25 protein-coding genes and 1 riboswitch are annotated in these 25,089 nt (G+C 39.5%); of the genes, 7 read left to right on the forward strand and 18 right to left on the reverse strand.

Going from position 1 to position 25,089, the window contains the following annotated elements:
* Positions 1-11: 11 nt before the first annotated feature.
* Both RSK81_RS09400 and RSK81_RS09405 read right to left on the reverse strand, forming a co-directional pair.
* A complete protein-coding gene (locus RSK81_RS09400) occupies positions 12-1,352 on the reverse strand; it encodes a hemolysin family protein (protein WP_004190628.1) in 1,341 nt (446 codons plus the stop codon).
* A 151-nt stretch (positions 1,353-1,503) separates the two neighbouring features.
* A complete protein-coding gene (locus RSK81_RS09405) occupies positions 1,504-2,628 on the reverse strand; it encodes an AI-2E family transporter (protein ID WP_004190625.1) in 1,125 nt (374 codons plus the stop codon).
* 74 nt (positions 2,629-2,702) lie between these two features.
* On the opposite strand from RSK81_RS09405, the gene RSK81_RS09410 reads away from it, so the two are divergent.
* The 4 genes from RSK81_RS09410 (at position 2,703) to RSK81_RS09425 (ending at position 6,426) form a co-directional block, all read left to right on the forward strand.
* Positions 2,703-3,497, forward strand: coding sequence for an ABC transporter ATP-binding protein (locus RSK81_RS09410; protein ID WP_004190623.1), 795 nt, complete (start codon positions 2,703-2,705; stop codon positions 3,495-3,497).
* Positions 3,494-5,056, forward strand: coding sequence for a hypothetical protein (locus RSK81_RS09415; RefSeq protein WP_004190620.1), 1,563 nt, complete (start codon positions 3,494-3,496; stop codon positions 5,054-5,056). The genes RSK81_RS09410 and RSK81_RS09415 overlap by 4 nt, the downstream gene beginning before the upstream one ends.
* Before the next feature lie 111 nt (positions 5,057-5,167).
* Positions 5,168-5,542, forward strand: coding sequence for a hypothetical protein (locus tag RSK81_RS09420; protein WP_002909121.1), 375 nt, complete (start codon positions 5,168-5,170; stop codon positions 5,540-5,542).
* A gap of 119 nt (positions 5,543-5,661) precedes the next feature.
* Positions 5,662-6,426 carry a class I SAM-dependent methyltransferase gene (locus RSK81_RS09425; RefSeq protein WP_315686635.1) on the forward strand — a complete coding sequence of 255 codons (765 nt, stop codon included), beginning with the start codon at positions 5,662-5,664 and terminating at the stop codon, positions 6,424-6,426.
* 539 nt (positions 6,427-6,965) lie between these two features.
* Here the strand turns inward: RSK81_RS09425 and RSK81_RS09430 are convergent.
* The 9 genes from RSK81_RS09430 to RSK81_RS09470 all read right to left on the reverse strand — a co-directional run bounded on the left by RSK81_RS09430 (position 6,966) and on the right by RSK81_RS09470 (position 16,452).
* Positions 6,966-7,742 (reverse strand): ABC transporter permease, encoded by a 777-nt coding sequence (locus RSK81_RS09430; RefSeq protein ID WP_161542815.1) that lies wholly within the window; start codon positions 7,740-7,742, stop codon positions 6,966-6,968.
* Positions 7,729-8,682 carry an ABC transporter ATP-binding protein gene (locus RSK81_RS09435; RefSeq protein WP_125347159.1) on the reverse strand — a complete coding sequence of 318 codons (954 nt, stop codon included), beginning with the start codon at positions 8,680-8,682 and terminating at the stop codon, positions 7,729-7,731. The genes RSK81_RS09430 and RSK81_RS09435 overlap by 14 nt, the downstream gene beginning before the upstream one ends.
* Complete coding sequence (locus tag RSK81_RS09440) at positions 8,682-9,278, reverse strand: TetR/AcrR family transcriptional regulator (protein WP_048772992.1); 597 nt, start codon at positions 9,276-9,278, stop codon at positions 8,682-8,684. Before RSK81_RS09440 ends, RSK81_RS09435 begins: the two co-directional genes overlap by 1 nt.
* A 239-nt stretch (positions 9,279-9,517) precedes the next feature.
* Positions 9,518-10,069, reverse strand: a complete 552-nt coding sequence (locus tag RSK81_RS09445) for a class I SAM-dependent methyltransferase (RefSeq protein ID WP_048772988.1) — start codon at positions 10,067-10,069, stop codon at positions 9,518-9,520.
* On the reverse strand, positions 10,063-11,010 hold the full coding sequence (locus RSK81_RS09450) for a TIGR01212 family radical SAM protein (RefSeq protein WP_002913245.1): 948 nt from the start codon (positions 11,008-11,010) through the stop codon (positions 10,063-10,065). The genes RSK81_RS09445 and RSK81_RS09450 overlap by 7 nt, the downstream gene beginning before the upstream one ends.
* Positions 11,011-11,069: 59 nt before the next feature.
* Positions 11,070-11,369 carry an MGMT family protein gene (locus RSK81_RS09455; protein WP_002923567.1) on the reverse strand — a complete coding sequence of 100 codons (300 nt, stop codon included), beginning with the start codon at positions 11,367-11,369 and terminating at the stop codon, positions 11,070-11,072.
* A 390-nt stretch (positions 11,370-11,759) separates the two neighbouring features.
* On the reverse strand, positions 11,760-14,393 hold the full coding sequence (locus RSK81_RS09460; protein ID WP_002934225.1) for an FtsX-like permease family protein: 2,634 nt from the start codon (positions 14,391-14,393) through the stop codon (positions 11,760-11,762).
* Positions 14,394-14,405: 12 nt separating this feature from the next.
* On the reverse strand, positions 14,406-15,107 hold the full coding sequence (locus tag RSK81_RS09465; RefSeq protein WP_002905129.1) for an ABC transporter ATP-binding protein: 702 nt from the start codon (positions 15,105-15,107) through the stop codon (positions 14,406-14,408).
* A gap of 1 nt (position 15,108) precedes the next feature.
* Positions 15,109-16,452, reverse strand: a complete 1,344-nt coding sequence (locus RSK81_RS09470; RefSeq protein WP_002923563.1) for an MATE family efflux transporter — start codon at positions 16,450-16,452, stop codon at positions 15,109-15,111.
* A 340-nt stretch (positions 16,453-16,792) separates the two neighbouring features.
* On the opposite strand from RSK81_RS09470, the gene RSK81_RS09475 reads away from it, so the two are divergent.
* Positions 16,793-17,365, forward strand: a complete 573-nt coding sequence (locus tag RSK81_RS09475) for a TetR/AcrR family transcriptional regulator (RefSeq protein ID WP_002909109.1) — start codon at positions 16,793-16,795, stop codon at positions 17,363-17,365.
* Positions 17,366-17,569: 204 nt separating this feature from the next.
* Here RSK81_RS09475 and RSK81_RS09480 read toward each other — a convergent pair whose 3' ends face one another.
* The 3 genes from RSK81_RS09480 to RSK81_RS09490 form a co-directional block, all read right to left on the reverse strand.
* The gene (locus RSK81_RS09480) at positions 17,570-18,220 is read right to left on the reverse strand and encodes a phosphatase PAP2 family protein (RefSeq protein WP_023916595.1); all 651 of its coding nucleotides are present in this window, start codon (positions 18,218-18,220) and stop codon (positions 17,570-17,572) included.
* Positions 18,210-18,767, reverse strand: a complete 558-nt coding sequence (locus RSK81_RS09485) for an ECF transporter S component (protein ID WP_004190597.1) — start codon at positions 18,765-18,767, stop codon at positions 18,210-18,212. The genes RSK81_RS09480 and RSK81_RS09485 overlap by 11 nt, the downstream gene beginning before the upstream one ends.
* A gap of 131 nt (positions 18,768-18,898) precedes the next feature.
* Positions 18,899-19,049: riboswitch (FMN riboswitch) on the reverse strand.
* Between the two features lie 116 nt (positions 19,050-19,165).
* On the reverse strand, positions 19,166-19,669 hold the full coding sequence (locus RSK81_RS09490; RefSeq protein WP_032915422.1) for a tRNA (cytidine(34)-2'-O)-methyltransferase: 504 nt from the start codon (positions 19,667-19,669) through the stop codon (positions 19,166-19,168).
* A 341-nt stretch (positions 19,670-20,010) separates the two neighbouring features.
* On the opposite strand from RSK81_RS09490, the gene trkA reads away from it, so the two are divergent.
* A complete protein-coding gene (trkA, locus tag RSK81_RS09495; protein ID WP_002905887.1) occupies positions 20,011-21,360 on the forward strand; it encodes a Trk system potassium transporter TrkA in 1,350 nt (449 codons plus the stop codon).
* Between the two features lie 4 nt (positions 21,361-21,364).
* Positions 21,365-22,804 carry a TrkH family potassium uptake protein gene (locus RSK81_RS09500; RefSeq protein ID WP_315686639.1) on the forward strand — a complete coding sequence of 480 codons (1,440 nt, stop codon included), beginning with the start codon at positions 21,365-21,367 and terminating at the stop codon, positions 22,802-22,804.
* A gap of 44 nt (positions 22,805-22,848) precedes the next feature.
* On the opposite strand, the gene yidD is transcribed toward RSK81_RS09500, so the two are convergent.
* Genes yidD through RSK81_RS09520 form a run of 4 tightly spaced genes read right to left on the reverse strand, consistent with a single transcriptional unit; the run spans position 22,849 to position 25,087 of the window.
* Positions 22,849-23,103 (reverse strand): membrane protein insertion efficiency factor YidD, encoded by a 255-nt coding sequence (gene yidD, locus RSK81_RS09505; protein ID WP_125434934.1) that lies wholly within the window; start codon positions 23,101-23,103, stop codon positions 22,849-22,851.
* Positions 23,100-23,828, reverse strand: a complete 729-nt coding sequence (locus RSK81_RS09510; RefSeq protein WP_004190587.1) for a pseudouridine synthase — start codon at positions 23,826-23,828, stop codon at positions 23,100-23,102. The genes yidD and RSK81_RS09510 overlap by 4 nt, the downstream gene beginning before the upstream one ends.
* Positions 23,815-24,384, reverse strand: coding sequence for an SMC-Scp complex subunit ScpB (gene scpB / locus RSK81_RS09515; protein ID WP_002894610.1), 570 nt, complete (start codon positions 24,382-24,384; stop codon positions 23,815-23,817). The genes RSK81_RS09510 and scpB overlap by 14 nt, the downstream gene beginning before the upstream one ends.
* Positions 24,377-25,087: a segregation/condensation protein A gene (locus RSK81_RS09520; RefSeq protein ID WP_004190584.1), complete on the reverse strand. Its 711-nt coding sequence runs from the start codon at positions 25,085-25,087 to the stop codon at positions 24,377-24,379. Before RSK81_RS09520 ends, scpB begins: the two co-directional genes overlap by 8 nt.
* Positions 25,088-25,089 lie beyond the last annotated feature (2 nt).

Consider the following 25,089-nt stretch of genomic DNA (forward strand, 5'->3'; position numbering starts at 1 on the left):
AAAGGCTGAGTTTATTTCTCAGCCTTTTCTGCTTCTTCAACAATTTCTGAAATTTCAACCTTAACCTTCGTAACACGGCCATTTTTTACCTTGTCATTGGTTAAAATGAGTTGCTTATTCTGACTTTCGACTTCATAGCTAATGCGTTCCTTCGGATCTGGAATAGTCCCTACACAAGTCAAGTAATAACCAGCTATCGTATCCACATCGTCGCTTTCAATTTCAACTTCAAAATATTCATTAAAGTCATTGAGGGTCATGGTTCCTAATACGATGTAGGTATTCTCGCCGATTTCATGGACTTCGATTTCAGCCTTGTCAGTCTCATCGTCGATCTCACCGACAATCTCCTCCAAGAGGTCTTCCAGTGTGACCAGACCAGCCATACCACCATACTCATCCAAAAGAATCGCCATTTGATTTTGCGTATTGCGTAGCTCCTTAAGCAAATCATCAACAAACATGGTTTCCGGTACAAAGAGCGGCTCCTGAAGGATCTTGCGCAGAACGATATTGTCAAAACCATTGACGAATCCTTCATTGAGCAGTCGCTTTGTATGAATCAGACCGATGACATTGTCCTTGTCTCCATCATAGACAGGAATCCGCGAGAAGCTCTGTTTGAGAATGCTTTCGATAATTTCTTTGGTATCGTCCTGGATGTCCACCATAAAGGCATCCGTCCGCGGCACCATCAGTTCACGCGCCATCAGCTCATCCAGAGAGAAAATCCCCTGCAGCATCTCAATCTCATCTGCATCCAAGGTCTCCTCACTATTAGTCAGCATATATTCAATCTCATCCCGAGTCATCTTTTCGTCTGCATCATCAAACTTCATCGGGGTTATCCGACTCAGTAGATTAGTCGACGCTGACAGCAACCAAACGAAGGGACTGACAATCTTGCCAAGAAAAATAATAACCGGAGCAGCCCGCACAGCTAGATTGTCTTTCAGGTTCATGGCAATGCGCTTAGGATAAAGCTCACCCAAAACAATAGAAATATAGGTCAATAGGACCAAAGCTAAGAAAGTTCCGATAGCACGTGCGGTTTCGGAATTTCCCATCCAAGAAGAGAACAGTTTCCCCAGATTATCCGCAAAGCTGGCTCCAGACAGGATATTGATAACTGTAATCCCAACCTGAATGGTTGATAAGAAATTATTAGGGCTTTCTAAGACCGCCAAGAGACGACTATATTTGAGGTCGCCCTCTTCAGCCTTTTGCTCTACACGCGCCCGATTGAGCGATACCATTGCCATCTCAGCGGCTGAGAAAAAGGCATTTAACAAAGTCAATATAAACAGTAGTAAGGCTTGCCATAAAATATTCTGACTGCCAGGGTCTTCCATTGATTCTTTCTCCTCGAAATGTATAAGTAAATCTGATTATATCATATTTTTAAATTTAGTGCACAGGAAATGAAAATAAGACGGAAGGCCTTCCTTCCGTCTTATTTTCTGGTATCGAGACTCTGGAATCAATCGAATTCCAAACTCATCCTTATTTATTAATAATCCCAAACTCTTCGTTCTTCTTCTGCTGCTGGGCTTCCTTGTGATTATCATAGAGATTAGCCAAGAATTTGGCGATTTCTTTGAGGATAGAATAGGTCGGGATTGCCACAATCATCCCCAGCACACCATAGATATTGCTGGATAAGAGCAAGAGCACCATGATGGTAATAGGATGAACCTTCATCACACCACCAACGATACGGGGATAGAGGATATTACCATCGACCTGCTGGATAATCAGCATGTAAATCAAGGCCGCCACCATCTTCTGAGGATCGGTAAAAGCATACGTAATGACCATGGGAATCAAGCCGATACTCGGTCCAACATAAGGAATCAGATTAGCCAGACTGGAGAAAATAGCAAAGACCAAAGCGTACTTGAGTCCAATGACGCTATAGCCAATATAGGCCAGAGCACCTATAATCAGGGCATCGATTGAAATCCCACTGATATAGCGGGCAACAGTAGCATTGAGATTGGTCAGCAAGCTGGAGATATTGAGCTTATCGCGCTTGAGGACAGTTCGCTCCAGCATGGGCAAAAGCTTATGGCCGTCCATGAGGAAGTAAACCAAGAAAATCGGCGTCATAATCAAAATCATCAGTGTATTGACGACTGCTGACAGAACACTGCCCAGACTGTTGGTCACACTGTTGAGAATATTCTGCAGAATATCCACATAAGACAGGTTGAGCTGCTGGATGGTGGACTGGATATTCAGATTTCGAAAGAGCGGATTTTTAGATAATTGATTAACAAAACTTTGAATTTCCCAATAAAGGCCTTGCGTTGAATTAATCAAGCTGCTCAGCTGATTAATCAAAATCGGCAAGAGATAAATAATACCCAGAGCAATCAAACCAAATAAAAGGCTGAGCGTAATCAGAATCCCAATCATTCGGTTGATTTTGAGCTTATCCTGGAGAAATTTCACCAGCGGATTCGTAATATAGTAAAGAAATCCTCCCACAAGAAAGGGAATCAAGATTGTATTCACAACGCTAACAATCGGGGTTACCATATCCCCCATCTGACGCCAGATAAAGAAAATAATCGTTAGCAAAAGGACCTCACTGGTCCAAAACATCAGCTTACTTTTATGAAACATTTGACTCCTCCTATCAGTTATTTTACCATAAATTTTGTTATAATAAAGGAGATTTAACGAAAGAAAGAGTAAAAATGGAAAAGATTATCAAACTGGAAAATGTAAGCTTGGCTAAACAAGGCCGAACTATCTTAAAAGATCTCAACTGGCAAGTGAAAAAGGGAGAACATTGGGCCATCCTCGGTCTCAACGGTTCTGGAAAGTCTACTCTCCTGCGCTTGCTCATGGCTGAGCATTGGAAGACTCAGGGCAAGGTGACGGTTCTGGGTACGGAATTTGGCGCCGGCGACATTCCTCAGCTGCGAACTAGGATTGGAGTAGTCGGCTCCTTCATTGCTGAGCGTCTGCCCAGCCGCCTCACATCTGAAGAAATCGTCCTGACAGGAAAGTATAAAAGCAGTATTCTCTACGCTCCTTACGGACAAGCAGAACTGGAGCAAGCTAGGGAAATGCTGGCCTCCATTGGCGGGCAAGAATTGATTGGCCGAAGCTACATCAGTCTGTCTCAAGGGGAAAAACAGCTCTTGCTAATTGCGCGCAGTCTCATGGAAAAGCCAGAATTGCTTATTTTAGACGAAGCGACCAGCGGTCTGGACCTCTTTGCCCGCGAGCGCCTGCTGGAACAGATTGGTAAGATTACGCAGATGGACCAGGCTCCAACCATCCTCTATGTCACCCACCATGTAGAGGAAATCACTGCTGCTATGGATCATGTCCTGCTCCTAAAAGAAGGAGAGATTATTGCCCAAGGTCCTAAAGTAGACATACTTCAAAAAGAGGTCATGGATCGATTTTATCCCCAGCCAGTCGAGCTGATTGAACTGGGAGAAGACCGCTATTTCGTCAAGGTGGAGGTCAGGTCCTCATGAAGCAATTTTCTAATACCATCTTCAACCTGGGCTACTTCCTGATTCTGACCATGACTGCGATTGCCTTGCTTTTCCTGTCTGGGCAGATTCTGCTGTCCCATACTTACATCCCTTTGAGGATTGCAGAAGGGGTCCAATTCGTCAGTAATCCTTGGTATTTCTACCCTATCCTCCTGCTCTTTCTCCTCAGCCTCTTTTTAATCCGGCCCCTGTTGGAAAAGGTTCAGGCCAAGCATCTTTTTTGGTTTCTGTCCCTCATCTTTATAGCAGCAGCGATTTTTCTGATAACGGCCTACGATGGCCGCATCCGAGCTGACGCCAAGCATGTTTTCAATGCAGCGTTGGCCTTTAACCGAGGAGATTACAGCTCGCTGACAACCGTCGGAAGCTACATGTATCGTAATCCCCATCAGCTAGGACTGATGACTCTGGAGCGACTTTATGCTTTTATTTCTCCAACGACTCAGTTTGCCTTTAGCATGAATGTCGTCTGGACTTTACTCAGTCATTTCTTGATTTACAAGATTACTGCCCTGCTCAATGCCAGAGAAATGATTCAGAAATACACGATTCTGCTGACCTTTCTCTTTCTACCACAACTCTTTTTCATCCTCTTTGTCTACGGTACCATTCCCGGGCTCTTCTTCTGTCTGCTCAGTCTCTATGCTTTTATCAAGCTGGATCAGAAAGGGAACCTGCTCTATGCCTTGCTGGGAGCGGCCAGTATCAGTCTGGCCTGCCTCCTGCGCAACAACTACATCATCTTTGCCATCATGCTGATTGGAGTCTGCTTCCTGTCCATCTTTTATAAATGGTCTTGGAAGAAACCCTTAGCTATCATCCTAATTTTAGCCGGTATCGTCCTTTCAAACAAGGGACTGACTGCCTACTATGAGCAGCTGATTGGGGGCAAGATTGGTGTCGGTACTCCAAAAATCGCCTACATCACTATGGGCCTGCGGGATGATCCCAATCGGCAGACCTTGGGAGGCTGGTACGATGCCTACAATACCAAGATTCTCAAGCGCAACAAATACGATGAAAAATTGGCTACAGAAATGGCCACTCGGGATTTGAAGGATATTTTGATTCACTTCAGTAAGCATCCTGCTTATGCGCTGAAATTCTTCTACGAAAAGGTCAAGTCGACCTGGACTGAGCCGACTTTTCAGTCTATTTGGACTGGACCTCAGATTGAGCGCCAGCAATATATGAAGCCAGCTGTCCTGCGCAGCATTTATGAGGAAAGAAAAGGTTATCAGATTATTAATTTCCTGCTCTTGACCCTGCTAGCTAGTATCTATCTGCTCTCCTGTTTCTTTATCCTGCATAAATTTTTCGTCGCCGAGGAAAAACTGACGCCTTTTGACCTCTATCCCTTCATCTTTCTATTAGGGGGCGGCCTCTTCCACTTCTTCTGGGAAACCAAGAGCCAGTATGTCTATATCTATGTCCTCCTTCTCATCCCTTCCGCCGCTCAATCCTTAGTCGACCTGAGCGATTGGTGGAAGAACAAAGGAAAAGGTGAGCCAAAAGACCAACTTGAGAAAGACCTATAAAACTTGAACACTTGACAAGAATTCCTTATAATTTTATAGGAATATTAAGTGAAAGAAAGTTGAATTTGTAACTGAAATATTTTGTATTTTACGAAAGGAGAATAGTGATTTATGTTTTCAATATTAGGTGCAGTATTATTTGGAATTATAGCAATTATGACAGTTCTTGTTGCTTGCGGTCTGCCTTTGGGCGAATTTACAATGGGTGGACAACATAAAATCTTACCTAAGAAATTTAGACTTGCGGCAGTCATTTCGGTAGCTATTCAAATTTTTGCCGTGATCATTATTTTGCAATCCGGAGGTTTTATTCCCCTGTGGCTGTCTTTCAAGGTTACTAAATATATTTGTTTCTTCTTTGCCGCTTACCTATCCTTGAATACGATTATGAACATGATTTCAAAAAGTAAGAAAGAAAAATATGTTATGACTCCGATTTCACTTATAGCCGGAATATGTTTTTGGATAACAGCATTTCAGATGTAGCATGTGAAATGAGGATCATCTACAGTGCGTTAAATTGGAATTTGTAGAGGTGAGAAAAATGTAATGGCAACCTATTCACCTTAAATCGAAATAGTATAAAATTACGAGGAGATTATAAGATGAACAATTATATAAAATTAAATGAAGATAGATGGAATAATGTAAAAAATGACTATACTGAGCCATTGACACATGAAGAATTAGAAGAAGTTAGAAAACATCCAATTTCTGTTGCATTAACTGTTGGGAAAAAAGTTCCAAAAGAATGGTTTGAAAAAGCAAACGGAAAAAAGATATTAGGTTTAGCTTGTGGTGGTGGACAGCAGGGGCCAGTTTTTGCTATAAAAGGTTATGATGTCACCATAATGGATTTTTCTAAATCACAATTACAAAGAGATGAGTTGGTTGCTAAAAGAGAAGGCTTAAAAATCAACACAGTTCAAGGCGATATGACAAAATCATTTCCATTTGAAAATGAAACCTTTGATATTATTTTTAATCCAGTTTCAAATGTATATATAGAAGATTTAAAAAACATGTATAAAGAAGCTTCTCGAGTATTGAAAAAGGGTGGACTATTAATGGTCGGATTTATGAACCCTTGGATATACATGTATGATGCTGACACCGTATGGGACAAACCTGATGAGGAATTACTTTTAAAGTTTTCAATACCTTTTAATTCAAAAGAGCTTGAAGAGGAAGGCAAGATAACCATAAATCCAGAATATGGATATGAATTTAGCCATACCTTAGAAACTCAGATTAGAGGACAACTTAAAAATGGTCTCGCTATGATAGATTTTTATGAATCATGTGATAAAAGAAATAGATTATCACGTTATGGAAACGACTATATAGCTACACTTTGCATTAAACTATAAAGTTATAGAACATACTTCAGGAGAATAGACCGTTTTATTTTCCGTAAGGGTTAAAATCTAAATCTCAGTTTGTCTAATTGAATAAAAGAATTTTTAAAACAGTAAATCACAAAGGTTTACTGTTTTTTTGCTCATTTTGAGAAGTCATAACCACCCGTGAAAACAGGTAACTTGTACACCAGCTATATGCAATTTCCCTCCAGCGACGTCTAAAGAAGTTCGCTGAACATTGTTCGGGGCAATGCTATGTTCGTTTGACTAATGCCCATAACAACGGGATTATACCTTGTTCTAAAACTGCCATCTGAGAACGGTTTGACACTTAACTTATCAAAGACAAGGTCATTTTTTCCCAATCACGTATATTAGAAACTATCTTTTCATTTAGGCCAACGATATTCACATAGTCCCCTCTCCCCCAAAACTTTCGATTGTCATAATATAACCCCTCTTGTTTTTCAATCTGAACAGGAGGGGTTGTTTTGAATTGAAATGAATAAGGCTCATCTTTGTGTTATTATCATTTTCATCACTTCATTTTAATCGTAATCAGCATATCTCCACAAAGCTATTGTTGCGATAAGACCTAGAATACTCATCCCAAATAAACTGACAATGCTCCCAAAATTCAATAGTGCTTTTCCTGCAATACCACTTGCGAGTGCAGGAATCGCCCATGGAATATACTTCCCAAAGTTAAGAGCAGAACCAAGCTGAGAAAAAATAATAGTAAAAATGATAAATGCCAATGGAGACAAATAGCCCCGGCCTAAACAAGCAAAAAAAGCCACTGGAGTAGAGAGTATGATCGTAAGAGTAGTACAAAAACCAAAAGTAAGTATACCTTTGAAAATCACCATTAAGTTCCCACCATCAAGTCCAATCAAATTGGCAGCCAACAATCCTAATAAAAGTGCAAAAATTGATAGAATATAGCTCCATAGAGCGATAACGATAAACTTGGATAATACGATTGTATCTCTTTTTATCGGGAGTGCTAATAGGTCTATCATAGTTTTATCAGAATATTCTCTACCAAAAACCCAAGATGCTGTAAATCCAAAAATGAGCAATCCCCCAACAGAAATGACTTGTGATATGGTCATTAAGTATGACGACCAGTCTGTTATCCTCATCATTTCCATTTTTGCAGAAATCAAACCAAGATTTTTGAAATTCTCTGGATATTTCATCATAGTTGCAAACAACCCAACAATAAAAGGAACTAAACAGATAGAACAAGCAGTTACGATGGAAAGTTTTGATTTTATTAACTTTCTCCATTCAATTAAAATACAGGAACTAAGCTTTTTCATTCGAAATACCTCCACTATAGTCATTCAGTACTCTTAAAAAATAATGCTCCAAATCTTCTTTTTCAACAGCCAGCGATTTGGGTGGATAACCTGCATTAACTAGCAATGTAGCAATTTTTTCCGGATATTCCACAGATTTTCTATCAGTTAATTCCAAGAAATTGATATTATTTTCTTTGTCTGATTGAATGTTTGCCTGATAGCCATGGTTAGACAATACTTCTTTCATGGCCTTATTATTAGATCCACTTACTAGTAACTTCTTTTCTAAGTACTGTTCTAATTCATTGCTTTCAACTTCTCTTATAAGTCTGCCCTCATGTACAATAACTATCCTAGTAGCAATTTTAGATATTTCTTCCAGATTATGACTGGAAATAAGAACAGTTGTACCTAGATTATTTGCCAATTCCTTTAACAGCTCTCTCACTTCAAGAACTCCAAAAGGATCTAATCCATTTGTCGGCTCATCAAGAATTAGAATTTTGGGTTTATGAATAATCGCTTTTGCAATTCCTAAACGCGCAACATTTCCTAAAGAAAGATGCTTCTCCTGTTTATGTTCATATTGCTTTAGTTTTAATTTTTCAATTACCCAGTCAATATTATCTCTATTAACCCCTCTTAATTTACTAACGATTTCTAAATTTTCTCTCACCGTTAAATCCGGATAAGAATAAGGCGTCTCAATAATATAACCTATTTCGTTTCGAAGTTCTAAATTATTCAGATCTAACTTTTTTCCTTGAATATAGCATTCTCCTGATGTAGATTTTATCAATCCTAGCATCATTCTCATCGTCGTTGTTTTCCCTGCACCATTCAGTCCTAAAAACCCTACTATTTCACCAGGTTTTATCGATAGATTCAAGTTGTTGACAACATTTTTTGTTCCATATCTTTTAGAAAGCTTTGCGGTTCTAATTGCTTCTTTCACCATTACCTATCCTCCTTAGTAATTTGTTCCACAACTCCTTGTATGACTAACTTCAATGTAGTATCAAATTGTTCTTCACCGATTTCCTCGATGTGTAATATAGTCATAGCAATCGTTCTAAATAAAGCAGAGACGATTTCTACTGATACATTTTCTCTAATGTTGATTCGGGATACAATTTTTTTAACCATCCTATCATCTATCAGATGATGATTTGTTATCGCCTCTTTTGGCAATTTTCTTACGAGTAATTCCATTTCATGATTTTTAAATATAGTATACATAAATGAATAGCGAAAATCTTGATAAAAATCATAAAGTAACTCTACCAGACGATTTGTATCTATCTTGGTTTCCATATCTAATTGTTCTGTCAGGCGATTCATAACATCTATTTGATATTCTTCTAAGACCGTAAAAAATAACATTTCTTTTGAGGAATAAAAATTATAAAAAGAACCTTTGGAAATATCTACCATTGCTGCCATTTGGTCAACTGTGGTTTTCTTAACCCCATATCTTTGAAGGCATTCCTTTGCAACTTTATGTAATTTCTTTCTAATTACTTCCTTTTCTTCAGTAGTAAAAGCAGTAGCCATAACTTCCTCCTGAAAACTCTGTGACGTTTTTTGGTTTTACAGTCATAGCTTATCATATAAACTAAAAGATGTCAAAAGTCTTATATCTTCTTTGTAAGAAAATATAAGACTTTAAATTTACACACATCATAATTCTCTTCTTTTAGACCTATTTATTTGAGTGTCACAATTTAAAAAATAAGGATACAGTACTGAAAGCTCCTATTGTCTGGCTTTTCTCTCTGTATCCTTATTGTATCTCAAGTTCCTTCTCTCAATTTCTCAATCATGACCAAGAAAGGCGGGTTGTTAATCTGATTGATAGTCTTATAGAGGGCAACGGTAAAGTCCTGCTGAGGCAGCTGACTGACGAAGTCTAGCACCGCATCTTTTTCAACTTCACCACCTTCATGCCCGTAATAAATCATGATCGCTGCACGGCCACCTTTTTCCAAGCCTCGACAGACCTTTTCCAGAGCTTCCAGCGTCGTATCAGGTCGGGTAATGACTGACTTGTCCGCCGAAGGCAGGTAGCCAAGATTAAAAATAGCAGCCTTGAAATGTTCCGTGTATTGGTCCATAGTCTCATGACCATCCAAGATTAGCTGAGCATTGTCCAAGCCTGCTTCTGCCAAGCGCTGGCGGGTCTTTTCCACAGCCTGCTCCTGAATGTCAAAGGCATAGACTTGCTTAGCCAACTGAGCTAGAAAGAGGGTATCATGCCCGTTGCCCATAGTAGCATCCACTACGACATCTTCCTTGGTCACGACTTCTGCCAAAAAGGCATGGGCCATCTGCAATGGTCTTAACATACGAATCTCTGCTCCTTTGCTTTACAGCCCTGCTTGCTGCCACGACGACGCATTTCTGCCTCAATGGCATTGAGAACTTCCCATTTATTGAGGCTCCACATGGGGCCAATCAACATATCTCGCGGGGCATCGCCTGTGATACGGTGGATGACGATATGCTCGGGGATAATCTCCAGTTGGTCGCAGACGATGGAGACATACTCCTCCTGACTGAGCAGCTGCAGTCGCCCCTCATGATAATCCCGCTGCATGCGGGTATTAGTCATCAAGTGAAGCAAGTGAAGTTTAATTCCCTGAATGTCATTGTCCGTCACACAGCGACGGACATTCTCCAGCATCATCTCATGGGTTTCGCCCGGCAGGCCATTGATCAAGTGAGAGACAATCTCCGCCTTGGGAGCCAGCTTACGAACTCGCTGGACCGTCTCCACATAGAGCTCATAAGAATGGGCACGATTGATGAGGTCCGAGGTCTCCTCATAGGTAGTCTGAAGGCCCAGCTCCACAGTCACATGCATACGCTCGGACAAGTCAGCCAAGTAGGCGATGGTCTCATCAGGCAAACAGTCCGGCCGAGTTCCGATGTTAAGTCCAACGACACCTGGCTCGTTAATGGCTTGCTCATAGCGCTCACGAATCACTTCAAGCTTCTCATGGGTATTGGTGAAGTTCTGGAAATAGACCAGATACTTACGAACATCAGGCCACTTGCGGTGCATAAAGTCAATTTCCTTATAGAACTGCTCGCGAATGGGCGCATCCGGCGCCACAATGGCATCACCTGAACCCGAAACGGTACAGAACGTACAGCCTCCATGCGCCACGGTACCATCCCGATTGGGACAGTCAAAACCCGCATCAATGGGCACCTTAAAAGTTTTTTCACCAAAAAGTTTTCGATAATAATCATTCAAAGAATTGTAAGATTTCATACCTTTCATTCTACCACAAAAAAGAGTTTAGAAACAAAAATTCCCTCTTTCACAAGGAAAGAAGGAAATCACCGCTCCCACAAATAGACTTTCAAATCCACACAGCCATTGGCCTTCAAGTCTACTCCCTCTGCCCAAAGCAAGTGTTTCTGGTCTTCCCAGCCTGGTGCGAGGCGTCCTGCCGCATTGACTACCCGATGGCAAGGATGCTTGCCGCCATAAAGCTCAGACTGACTGAGTATCTTTCCCACCAAGCGGGCATTTTTTGGCCGACCAATCAAACGAGCAATCTGACCATAGGTCGCCACGCGCCCAGAGGGAATGCTATCTACTAATGCCAAAACAGCATCGATGAGTTCTTGATTCAAAACGGAAATGACCCTCCTTTTTACAAAGTGGATCAGAAAGGCCGGAACACTATCCTTCGTTTTAGAAGCTATATTATAAAGCCTCTTTCATTGATGATGTACTCATATCATTTCCGAGCAACTTCCATTCCACTTATAGATATAAAGCTTTCTTACCCTCCAGTTCATGGCAAGATTGTTCCTAAGATAGAAGCAATCGAAACTTACTTCTACAGCTTTATTGATTAGCTAACCCTCTAAAAACTTCCAATAATAAAAGTTTAAGAGGTTATAAGTTTTTATAAATTCCATTCTACCACAAAATCCGGCAGTGACTCGAAAAATCCCTTCTTCCATAAAGAAAAAAGGGATATAATTATACTCAAATAATATATATAAAACAAAATATAATCAATCTACAGATTTTAATGCTTCTAACATGTTTACATTTTTTAAACGAAAATTTACCACAAAACCTAGAATAGATAAAATCAAGATTATAGTCGTCACTGGTATAAAGTATACAGTTAACTCAACTACTTTGGGATATACAGTATCTTTGCTCATCATCGTAATAATCGCATTATGTAAGTAATAACCTCCTACTATTCCCAATAAGATTCCTATGGCAGAAAGTATCATTGTCTCTCTGTAGATATACATCGTTACTTCCTTATCAAAGAACCCAAGGACTTTTATAGTAGATAATTCTCTAATTCGTTCAGCCACATTTATATTCGTTAAATTATATAATATTACAATGGCTAACAATACAGAAACAACTACCAAGACCGTCATTGAAGTCCCCAAAGAATTTACTGCTGTTCTAACAGTTTTAACTAAAGCAGAGTTTTGAGATAGCGCGGATATTCCTGATTTATCCAAGAAAATTTTAGAACTATTTGAAATATTTGAAGCAGACTTATTTTTTAAGTTAATCAAGTATGCATTGTTTTCTGCGATTTCACCAAAAGTTTTATGATAGTAATCATTACTCATAAAAATATAATGTCCAACATTCATCTCAACAATATCAGCCACTTTTATTTTGTAATTTTTCCCGTCATTATCTTTAAAATTAAAATATTCTCCTTTCTTTACATTATAATAATCAGCCAGCTTTTGGGAAATCAAAGCTCCCTTATTAGAAAGTTTTAACTCTTTACCTGATTCAGTATTTCTTAATGTAATGAAAGAATCTAGCTTTCCATCACTACTTATAACAGAGATTGACTTCTTATCAATCTGACCTGAAATTTTCTCGCTAATACTTTTATAATGTATTTCTTTAAATTCATTCACTCTCTCAGACTTCAAAAGATTATCAATTTCTTTTTGCTCATCTTGACTAATATTATTTTTTTTAACAGCTAATATATCAAAACGAGTTATTTCTTTGAATTGATTATTTACAACCTTACCAATAGAAGACTGAATCCCTAATCCTGCAAAAAGTAAGGCAACAGAACCAGTAACACCCAGCACCGTCATCATCATTCTTTGCTTATATCTAAAAATATTTCTAGCTGTTACCTTTTGAGTAAAATTCAAACCATTCCAAATAAAGCCAATCCTCTCCAAAAGAATCTTTGAACCACTCACTGGAGGCTTGGGCAACAATAATTGAGCAGTATTTTCATTCAACTCTTTTCTAGCCACCAGAAAAGTAGGCATAACAGCGCTTATTAGAGTAAAAATCAATGACAAGAGTGAAAAGGAGCAATAGAAATAAAGCTTTGGACCACCTATAATCATCGTATTTGAAACAGTTCGGGTCACGATGCTAGGTAAAACATACTGACCTAAAGCGATTCCTAATAGTGTTCCGGTAAAACCAGCTACTGTTCCATAACAAATAAACTTTTTCAAAACATCAAAATCTGAATAACCGAGTGCCTTCAATATCCCTGAATTGATCCGTTCTTCGTTGACGAAGCGAGTCATCGTAGTAAAAGTGACTAGTGCAGCAACAAGGTATAAAACTACAGGAAAAAGGTTGCCTATATTACCAATATTGTTTTTTATTGACTCATAAGTTCTATAGCCTTCTCCCCCTGGAAAAGTTGTACGCGTATATGTGTTATAACTAGGTGCCTCTAAAGAATCAATTTTATTTTGACCATTCTTTATATCTTCTTCAGCTTCATTAATTTTATCCTGTGCCTCAGAAAATTCCTTATTAATCCCGTTTAACTGGGTTTCTGGCAAATTCGCAACTGCTTCTCTTTTTTTAGCTAAATTCGATTTTGCTTCTTCAAGTTGAGCTTTTTTTGAATTAATTGACGATTGCTGAGTCTTTTTTATATCAACTAATCTCTGCTCTCCATTATCAGAAAGCAAGTCATCTAGTTGTTCCTGTTTTTTCTGAATGATTTCTGAATATTTGTCTGAATAAGGATTTACTCTATCAGTTTCATCATACTTTAATCGTGCAATTGTATATACATCACTTGAAAATGAATCTGAACTGACAACTCCATAAGCCGATAAAGTCCCATCACCAGCAGTTGTGTTCCCTAAGTTAGTTGTTGACCAGATTTCTGCAGAATTAACAAAACCGACAATTTCATATTCATCCCCCTTTAAAATTGAATTTTTTTCCTCTTTAAATTCAATTTTGTCTCCCACTTTATAACGATCTTTTAAATTCGATGATAAAGCAATTTCCTTACTATTTTGAGGGAATTTCCCAGAAACTAAGTCATATAAAGAGATATCCTTACTATCTGAAAAAACTCTCATTGACTTGTTACTATCTTTTATGGAAGTATCAACCATATACCCGTATTCAATACTTACATCCTTTATACTGTCCAATTCAGCTTTATCTTTCTTATCTAAACCAGCATTTGATATGACTGCTAAATCCATCGTTTTTTGTTTATCCAAATATGCCCTAGCCGTTCTTTCCATATCTGGCGGTGTAGCTTTTAAACCGGTTAATGCAAATGAACCAAGAAACATTAACAACATAATCGAAATGAATCGTCCCTTGGATAAGGCAAAAGATTTCCTTATATCTTTCCAAAATGTCGTTTTTTTCACTTTTCATACTCCTTAATATTCTATTGATTCAATATCCTTAGGATTGTCATTAATTTCTACTGAACTAATTTTTGCATCATGCATGTAAATTACTTTATCCGCAATAGGAGTAAGTGCAGAATTATGAGTGACAATGATCACGGTTGAATTCTTATATCGAGACATATCCTGTAAAATTTTTAGCACTTGTTTACCTGTCTTGTAATCTAATGCTCCTGTTGGCTCATCACATAACAATAATTTAGGATTTTTTGCAACTGCTCTAGCTATTGAAACCCTTTGTTGCTCTCCTCCTGATAACTGAGCTGGAAAATTATTCATTCTTTTTTCTAACCCCACACTCCTCAAAGCTTCTTCAGCATCCATAGAATCTTCAACAATCTCTGAAGCAAGTTCAACGTTTTCCTTAGCTGTCAAATTAGGAACTAGATTGTAAAACTGAAAAACAAAGCCAACATCCTTTCTTCGATAATTCGTCAATTCTTTCGCACTATAATCAGAAATATCATTTCCATCGATAATGACCTTTCCTTCATCATTACTATCCATGCCACCTAAAATATTTAAAACAGTTGATTTACCAGCTCCTGATGCTCCTAAAATAATAACGAGCTCCCCTTTATCTATTTTGAAATTGATATTATTATTAGCGACAATCTCGCTGTCTCCTGATTTATATCGTTTAAAAGAATTACACATCTCTATATAGGTCATTTTATGCCTCCATAATTTTTCTTAATTTAGTCATCATAAATTTTAGCCAAAACATTATAATCACAAGTATCAAAAAATCCGAAATAAAATAAGAGGACCACAGGCCAGTTATTCCAAACAAAATTGGTAAAAATAATGCTAAAGGTATTTGAAAAATGATCTGTCTCAGAATAACTAAAAAAGTAGATATTCGCGAGAAAGAAATATATTGAAAATAGTTAGTTCCGATATTGATGATTCCTTGTACAGGTAACGAAATCATAACAAGTCTTAAGGCTGTACTAGAAAACTTTATAAATTTCGGATCGCTTGAATTAAAAAGTGTAGCTATTTGCACTGCAAAAATTTGAATTACAAGGAACAAGCACAGAGAAAAAATTGTGCTGATTATTAGTGAAATACTAAGTGATTGCTTTATTCTACTATAATTTTTTGCACCATAATTAAAACTAATTACAGGCTGAACTCCATTTGTAATAGCATTCATCAAAGAAATAATATAGCGATAGATTGAAGAAGTTATAGATAAAGCAGCAATACCATAAGTATCTGCATAATCAAAAGCAACCCTATTATATAATATCAGTAATATCACAGATATGACCGTTGTAAGAAAGAATGGCAAGCCCATTGCAATAATTTTATTGATAAGCTTTTTATCAATAAATAATAAGCTCTTCAAATCTATTTTTAAATCGTTAGATTTTCCAGTGTACTCTCTGAATGTCAAGATAAGTGCAGCAAGATTAGCCAGAACTGTAGATAAAGCTGATCCAAAAAAACCAGTATGAAATACAAGAATTAGAACTGCACCAGTCCCTGCATTCACAAGAAATGAAATAGCATTGATATGTAAAACTTCTTTAATCTTACCTTGAGCCCGCAAACAGTACAAAAGAGTGTGTGAGACAAAATATATAGGTGACCCAATAAGAAATGTAAGGCAAAATTCCTTAACATAATGATACAGTTCTTGTGGTGCCCCAAAAATAATCAATAAACCTTCTAAGGAAAACCATAAAAGTATCGACTGTAGAATTGATAAAATTAAAGAAACTTGGATAGAGGAATCTAAAATTAATCGGGCATTTTTGTAATCCTTTTTGCCAAGTGAGATTGTCAACAAGGATGCTGTTCCTTCGCTTGCTAGAGCTGAAAAAGCATAGACCAAGGCATATATCATAAATGTATATGTATTAGCGGAATTCCCCTCAAGCCCTAAGGTCTGTCCAATGAATATGCCATCAACTAAATTATAAGATCCACTTACTATTGCTGTAACTAATGAGGGAATAATTAGTTGAACTAACAGTTTTTTTACAGATATATTTTCTAATTTATTCATGACTATGTCTCATTTGTTCAAAGCTCTTTCTATTCCTAAAGATTTTTCCAGTCATATACTCTTTTAGACAACATTTTCCATTTTGATAAAGAGCATAGACACAATATAAATTACATAATAACATTTTCATTATACTACTTCCAGTACCAAAAATTTACAAAATGTAGCCAAAATATCTTGCTTTTACAGAATAATCAAAAGCAATTTAGAAAATTTTTTACAAACTGTAATTTTTTTGTTAGTATTGAATCTAATTAATTATACTTAGATTAAAATTATTTTTTAATAATAACAATAGAAGTACTAGGCTACATATAGACTGACAAGGAGAATAACAGCGATGACCAAAGATACGCGAGAAAATATTATCACTGCTTTCTTTCGACTTTCTGAAAAATATCCTGATAAATCTAACTTTTCTTTTTCTGAGATTGCAGAAGAAGCAGGCATAGCGAGACAAACAATCTATAAAAATCATTTCAACTCTCCTAACGAAATAATTGAAGCCATTCATCATGACATTGACGAACGAATAATGTCAAAAATGCTAGATTTTGTACCAGGTTCAAATGGATCCGATAATGCTCTTCTTATTGACTTCCTTGCTTCTGAAATAATACCATTAATTTATGAGAATAGAATCTGGCTAAAATATCTTTATTCAACTGCAGCTGATCCTAATTGGGAACTTTTTTTAAAGAACCAATATAAGACTTGGATTAGCCAAAACATTCAACTGTCTAGTAAAATGGGTTTATCTAAAGAGTTTACTGAAGAATTACTTGTTAATTATACTCTATCAATTATAAAGTCATGGATTACACAAGCAATTCCAGAATCTCCTGAAGTCTTTTCTAAAAAATTCAAATCACTTTGCAAGCTATCTATTCAAGATATTATGCAAAATGCTTAAAACTAAAAAAACACCAAATGAACTACTTACCATGTCCATTTGGTGTTTTTCAATAATTCAATTATAACTCATTTTTTAACGGCCAGTGTATGATAACTGTAAATCCAAAACTAAGTTTGAATTCTAAAACTCAAGAATTATGCCATAAATGATTTTTCGACTCTGTAACTCTGTTCCTATTGATTATTCTTATCAAAGTAAACGCTATTTCTGCTTTCCCTTGAAACGCCATTGAAAGCGTAATTTATCATAAAAGGGAAATTCGATATTGAGAATGGCAAAGCCCATCAAGGCTCCTCCGATTACATCTGTCGGGTAGTGCACGCCCAGATAGACTCTGGAGGCCATAATCGTTAAGATAAAGAGCAGGAGCAAAGCTTGTACCAAGCGCTTAATATGCTGGTTCTGAACCCGTTGCTGAACAATTATAATCAAGGTACCAAGAACAATGGCTGTGGCCATGGAATGTCCGCTCGGGAAAGAGTAACCACCCTCTTCGACCAAATGCGAAATACTGGGCCGACTTCTGTGGTAAACGAGTTTAATCAGCTTAATCAAAATCCCATGTAAGACCAGATTTCCCGCTAGCAAGGCAGCCTCCAGCTTCCATTTTTTGTAAAGAAAAAAAAGGACAAGAGCTGAAACCCAGATGATAATCCCCATCGGATCAATCACACTGGTTACAAGTTTGAAAAAAGTCGTCAAAGCTGCAGGTAAGTCTCCCCGAAGCCAGGTCTGAATCGGGGTGTCAAAGCTGGTCAGCTGCTCAGGATAAAACTTGACCATGTAGCCTAGCATGACGAAAAGTAAAAGGGCGAAAGAGCCCTTTGTTAGATAAAATTGTTTATTTTTCATATCGTTTTAGAACGGGCTGTAAGAGTTTGTAAATTAGCCAAAAGACGACAGCCCAGATCACTCCTTCTAATAGGTTAAAAGGGACAATCATGGTCAGCAGATACTTGGAAAGACCAAATGCCTTATTAATATCAAAACCAGCAAACCTCGCATAGAGAGGCACAGCATAAATGACATTTAGAATGATCATAGTAATCGTTAGACCAAGTGTTGCTGCCAAGGAAGCCTTCACATAGCTAGATAAGCTCTTTCTTTTTTTCCACAAGAGGGAAAAAGCACAAACAAAGACAGCTACCGCTAGTATATTCATGGGTAAACCGATTAGAGTACCTACACCATTATTATTCAAAGCTAGCTTTAAGACAGAGCGAATCAAGAGCACTGCTAGAGAGCTTTTTAGATCCAAGACTACCAAAGCAAGTAAAATCGGAATAATTGAAAAATCCAACTTTAGAAACTCGGTTATCAAGGGAATCTCATAAAGCATGAGTAGAAATGATAGAGCAGATAAAACTGCTACAATCGCCAACTTACGAGTATTTGTCATCACAGGTTCCTCCAATTTATAAAAATTAGAGAAGCCGGAAAGGCCACTGAAAAAAGCTTGTCAGCTAATGATTATTTAGTATAAGGCTCAGCCCTTAAATAAAGATTAAACGGCAAGAATGCTTCACTGCCTCTCGTCTTCTCCCATCCAGACTATACTGTCGGTTGTGGAATCTCACCACATCAGCTTGCGCTCGCGGACTTGATTTGGCATTGAGAAAAAACATTTTCCAATCCAAAAATTACCGCCGGTCGGGAATCTCACCCTGCCCTGAAGACATCATTATCATAACAAAAAAAGCCTGCCAGAGCAAGCGATTTGATTGATGTAATTAAAAATGTTTCAACAATAGTATTCTATCTATTAGGAAAATTAACTGCTTAGATACATTCATTCCGCTACTTCAGCTTGTCCGCTTCATACTCGTGTACCAAATCTAAGCCAGCAAAATTCTGCTGGCGCAGGGCTTCATAAACAATCATGCAGACTGTATTTGAAACATTGAGGCTGCGGACATGCTGGTCATTCATGGGAATACGCAAAGCCTTTTCTGGATGACGACGCATAAATTCCTCTGGCAATCCCTTGTCCTCTCGTCCAAACATAAAATAGTGCGAACCTTCTGCTTCAAAATTTTCCTCAGAATAGACCTTCTCTGCAAACTTAGAAATCAGATAAAGACGGCCATCCATCTGCTCCATAAAATTGTCTAAACTCTCATAATAGGTGATGTTCAGCTTATCCCAATAGTCCAGCCCAGCCCGCTTCATCTTGCGATCATCAATGGGAAAGCCCATGGGCTTGATGATGTGAAGCGGTGAATTAGTCGCGGCGCAAGTACGGGCAATATTTCCGGTATTCTGCGGAATCTGAGGCTCAAAAAGAACGATATGATTTTTCATAATAAGAATATTTTTCCTAGTATTTTTCTTTAGATAAAAAAATAGCCACACTGCCCGGAGTCAAGCTCAGCAAACAGCGTGGTTAAGGCTTCATTAACTTACATCACAACAGGTTTGAGGTAAACCAATGAAGGTACTCATTTAGTATAACACTTTCAGCCTACAAGTCAATAAAAAATGCTCAAAAAGTTGTACTTTTTTTAAAAATATCACAGGAAGATACCATTTTGGTAAAAAAATATTGGCAATTCTATAAATAAGCAAGCTATTCTGTATTTTATAGATGAAATTTAAATGAAAAAAGAGTATGATAGATACATACTTTGGAGGAATCTAAACTTATGAAAATTATCGTTGTTGGTGGCGGGAAGGTCGGAACGGCCCTCTGTCGCTCCTTAGTGGCTGAAAAACATGATGTTATCCTGATTGAGCAGGATGAGGCTGTTCTAAACCAGATTACCAAGCGCTATGACATTATCGGTATTGCTGGCAATGGAGCTAACTTCAAAATCTTAGAACAGGCGGATGTTAGTCACTGTGACATCTTCATCTCTATGACCGAGCATGATGAGGTCAACATGGTTTCAGCTGTTCTGGCCAAACGGATGGGGGCTAAGGAAACCGTCGTTCGGGTGCGTAATCCTGAATATTCCAACCCTTACTTTAAGGAGAAGAACATCCTAGGCTTCTCGCTGGTGGTCAATCCTGAGCTCCTAACTGCTCGCTATATCGCTAATATCATTGACTTCCCTAACGCCCTGTCAGTAGAACACTTTGCCAATGGCCGAGTGGCACTGATGGAGTTCAAACTCAAGGAAGACAGCAATCTCTGCCAGATGAGTATTTCCCAATTCCGCAAGAAATTTGGAAATATCATTGTCTGTGCCATTGAGAGAAAAGGGCACTTGGAAATTCCTGACGGCGACTTCACTTTGGAGGCCGGCGACAAGATTTATGTCACAGGTAACCGCCTGGACATCGTTCAATTCCATAATATGGTACGACCTAGAGTGGTTAAGAGCCTGATGATTATCGGAGCAGGAAAGATTGCCTACTACCTGCTCAATATTCTCAAGAATAGTAAAATCGAGCTCAAAGTCATTGAATCTAACCATGAACGGGCAACCTTTTTCAGTCAGGAATTTCCTGATCTCTATGTCGTCCATGGAGATGGTACTGCCAAGGATATCCTACTGGAGGAACGCGCCAATAACTTTGATGCCATCGCTACCCTGACTGGTGTAGACGAAGAAAATATCATTACTTCTATGTTCCTTAATAATCTGGGTGTACAGAAAAACATCACTAAGGTCAACCGTACTAGTTTGTTGGAAATCATTGATAACCAAGACTTTGCCAGCATCGTGACTCCTAAAGGTATCGCCGTTGATACGGTTATGCACTTTATCCGCGGTCGCTACAATGCTCAGTTCTCTAACCTAGAAGCTCTGCACCATGTAGCCAACGGCCAAATCGAGACCCTGCAGTTCCAAATCAAGGAAGAAAATAAGATGACTGGTATTCCTCTATCTCAGCTTCATCTGAAGAAAGATGTCCTGATTGCAGCCATTATCCGCCAAGGTAAAGCTATCTTTCCTACAGGCGATGACAATCTGCAAGTTGGAGATAAAATTGTCGTGACCACTCTGCTGCAAAATATCACGCAGATTTACGATCTGTTAGCGAGGTAGACCCATGAATAGATCTATGATTCGCTACCTGCTGGCAAAATTACTGCTGATTGAGGCGGCACTGCTGATTGTGCCCATTATCGTAGCTCTAATCTACGGTGAGCCTTTAAAAGTCTTTCTCTCTATCGGGGCTACCATGGCTATCCTGCTAGTTTTAGGTGGCATAGGTTCTTATTTCAAGCCCAAGGACCTGCATATCTACGCCAAGGAAGGTGTACTGATTGTAGCCCTTTGCTGGATTCTCTGGTCCTTCTTCGGAGCCCTGCCCTTTGTCTTCTCTGGTCAGATACCGGACATCATCGATGCCTTCTTTGAGGTCAGCTCCGGCTTTACCACCACGGGAGCGACTATTCTTAACGATGTCGGTGTTCTCTCTCATTCGCTGCTCTTCTGGCGCAGTTTTACCCACTTGATCGGAGGGATGGGAGTGCTGGTCTTTGCCCTAGCTATTATGGACAATGCCAAAAATGGTCACTTGGAGGTCATGAAAGCGGAAGTTCCGGGACCAGTCTTTGGCAAGGTGGTTTCCAAGCTCAAGAGTACGGCCCAGATCCTTTACATCATTTATCTGGCTCTCTTTGCTATCTTTGCTCTGCTTTATTTCCTAGCGGGTATGCCGCTCTTTGACAGCCTTGTGATTGCTATGGGAACAGCTGGTACGGGAGGATTCACCGTATACAATGACGGCATTGCTCACTACAACAGCTCACTAATTACTTATCTGGTCAGCTTTGGGGTCTTGGCTTTCGGGGTCAACTTTAATCTCTACTATTACTTGCTGATTCGCAAGTTTAAGGCCTGCTTTGGCGATGAGGAGCTTAAGGGCTATCTCTGGATTGTCTTTCTTTCCACTGCCTTGATTGCCTTTAATGTCTTCCATCTCTACCAAGGCTTTGCTAAGAGCGTGGAGATTTCCTTCTTCCAGGTCTCCAATATCATCACAACGACTGGATTCGGCTATGGTGATACGGTCAAGTGGCCCCTCTTTTCTCAGGTCATCCTGCTCCTACTCATGTGTATCGGGGGCTCGGCTGGATCAACCGCTGGGGGATTCAAGGTTATTCGGGGGATTATTATTTCGCGAATTGCCAAAAATCAAATCCTCTCTACCCTGTCACCTAATCGTGTCCTAACCATGCATGTCAATGGTGCAGTCTTAGACAAGGATACCCAGCACAAAGTTCTCAAATATTTAGCAATCTATGTTTTGATCGTGCTGGCGCTGGTTTTCATCGTCAGTCTGGATAACAACAATCTCATGACAGTTGTCAGTGGTGTTCTATCCTGCTTCAACAATATCGGTCCTATGATTGGGACGACAGATAATTTTTCTATCTTTAGTCCTTTTTCTAAACTTCTGCTAGCCTTTGCTATGATTGGTGGTCGCTTAGAAATCTACCCGATTCTCCTGCTCTTCCTGCCTAAGACCTGGTCTAGAAGATAGGAAATATTCGGAGAATATATATAAAAGTCTCACTAGCTAAATCGCTAGTGAGACTTTTTTCTTGTATTATTTCTTCTCAGACTGAAACGGTCTGGTACAGGATCCTCTCCTGGCTGAGACCAAGGATGACATCGGAGAATGCGCGCCAAGCCCATCAAAACTCCTTTAGCACCATGCTTCTGGATAGCTTCTATCATATAGTTAGAGCAGGTTGGCCGAAAGCGGCAAGATGGAGGAAAAGCAGGGGAGATGAAGCGTTGATAAAAGCGGACAGGAGCAATAAGCAGTTTCTTTATCATTTCTTGGTCTTGGTTACAGCCAGTGTATGCAGCTGGCTGACTTCTTTTTTACTGAGCTTACGATACTCACCAGGCTTGAGGCCAGTCAGGTCCAAATGACCAAAGCGAGTCCGTGACAGCTTATCCACTTGCAGTCCGACTGCTTGGAACATCTTCTTGACCTGATGGTTACGCCCTTCGTGGATGGTCAGCTGAACGACCGAGCGATTTTTCGCCGGATCAACCTTAATAATCTCATAAACTGCTGGCTGGGTTTTGCGCCCCTCTATCTCAATACCGCGAGTCAGAGGACGAAGAACTTCTTTATTGGCCAATCCTTTGACACGAGCCACATAGACCTTGTCAATCTCATTGCGGGGATGAATCATCTCGTCCGTAAAGTCCCCGTCATTGGTCAGAATGAGGATACCAGAAGTATCCCAGTCCAAACGACCAACTGGATAAATCCGCTCCTTGACCTGAGGCAAAAGATCCACGACCGTCTTACGTCCCTTGTCATCACTGACAGAGGAGATAACCCCGCGCGGCTTATTGAGGAGGTAATAAACCTTCTCCTCATTGTAGATAGGTTGGCCTTCTACTTCCACACGGTCGCCAGACTTAACGTTTATCGCCAGCTCACGTACCACTTGGCCGTTTATACTGACCTTCCCCTGCTTGATTAGCTCTTCTGCTTTGCGGCGGCTGGCTATCCCAGCATGAGCGATGTATTTATTGATTCTCATCGATATCTGTCCTTTCAATAAAGAGCTGGCTTTCTTCAGCAACTAGTTCTGTTTCTTCGACAATCGGCAGCTCATCTAGGTGATTGATCCCCATATAGTCTAAGAAATAATCCGTTGTCACATAGAGATTTGGCCGGCCAATGACTTCCTTTTTACCATCCTCTCGAACCAGTTCAAAAGCCAAGAGCTTAGCCAAAGCACCGCTGGAATTAACCCCGCGGATGTCATCTATTTCTACCCTTGTAATCGGCTGCTTATAGGCGATGATAGACAAGGTCTCCAGCGCTGCCCGCGACAGACTTTGATTGATTGGCGCCCGTGAATAGGCTCGCAGAATCTCAGCAAACTCTGGTTTAGTGACCAGCTTGTATGTCTTTGAGGTTTCCAGCAGGGTCAGGCTAGAGTCTGGATTGGCTTCATATTGCTCAGCCAACTTCTCCAAACTCTGAATAACCCCGGTCGGCGGCAAAGAAAGGATTTCTGCCAATTGATGAACCTTGAGTCCATCTTCTCCCGCCACAAAAAGCAGGGCTTCAATCTCTGCTAACTTACTCATTTCCTCTTCCTACTAAATAAATATTTCCAAAATTTTCTTCCTGAATGACTTGCACTTCCTGCACCTTGACCAATTCCAATGTCGCCAGAAAGAGAGTAATAACTTCATTCATGTCCTTGGTCTCTGCAAAAATCTCCTGCAAAGCCAGACGGCTCTTACCAGCACAGCGCTGGCGCACCACTTCCATCATGTCCTCGATCTTGTACTCATCTCGCACAATGGTTGTATGACTCTTAGAAAACTCCTCTTGCTTTTTGGCTATAACCTTGGAAAAAGCTAAGAAAAGATCTATCATTGACTTGTCATGCAGGAGCTCAGCATCCTCATAAACCAGCTCCAGCTTGGGCTTAGAATAATAAAGCGCTCGGTCATCATGCTGGAGCGACATTTTCTCACCCAAAATCTTGAACCTGCGGTATTCCTCAATCTGGCTCAAAAGGTCTTGCTCCAAATCATCTTCCAGCTCAGCATTATCCGCCACCTTAGGCAGAAGCTTGCGGCTCTTAATCAGCATGAGCTGACTTGCCATGACCATGTACTCGCCCGTCACTTCCAGCTTCATGGCCTGCAAGGTGGCCACATAAGCCAGATACTGCTCGATGACCTCCGTAATGGGCACATCATAAATATCCACCTGGTACTTAGATACAAGGTGGAGCAGCAGGTCCAGCGGGCCTTCAAAATCTTTTAGTTTGATATCCATTT

This window comes from Streptococcus sp. DTU_2020_1000888_1_SI_GRL_NUU_041A (assembly GCF_032387735.1).
GTDB lineage: Bacteria > Bacillota > Bacilli > Lactobacillales > Streptococcaceae > Streptococcus > Streptococcus sanguinis.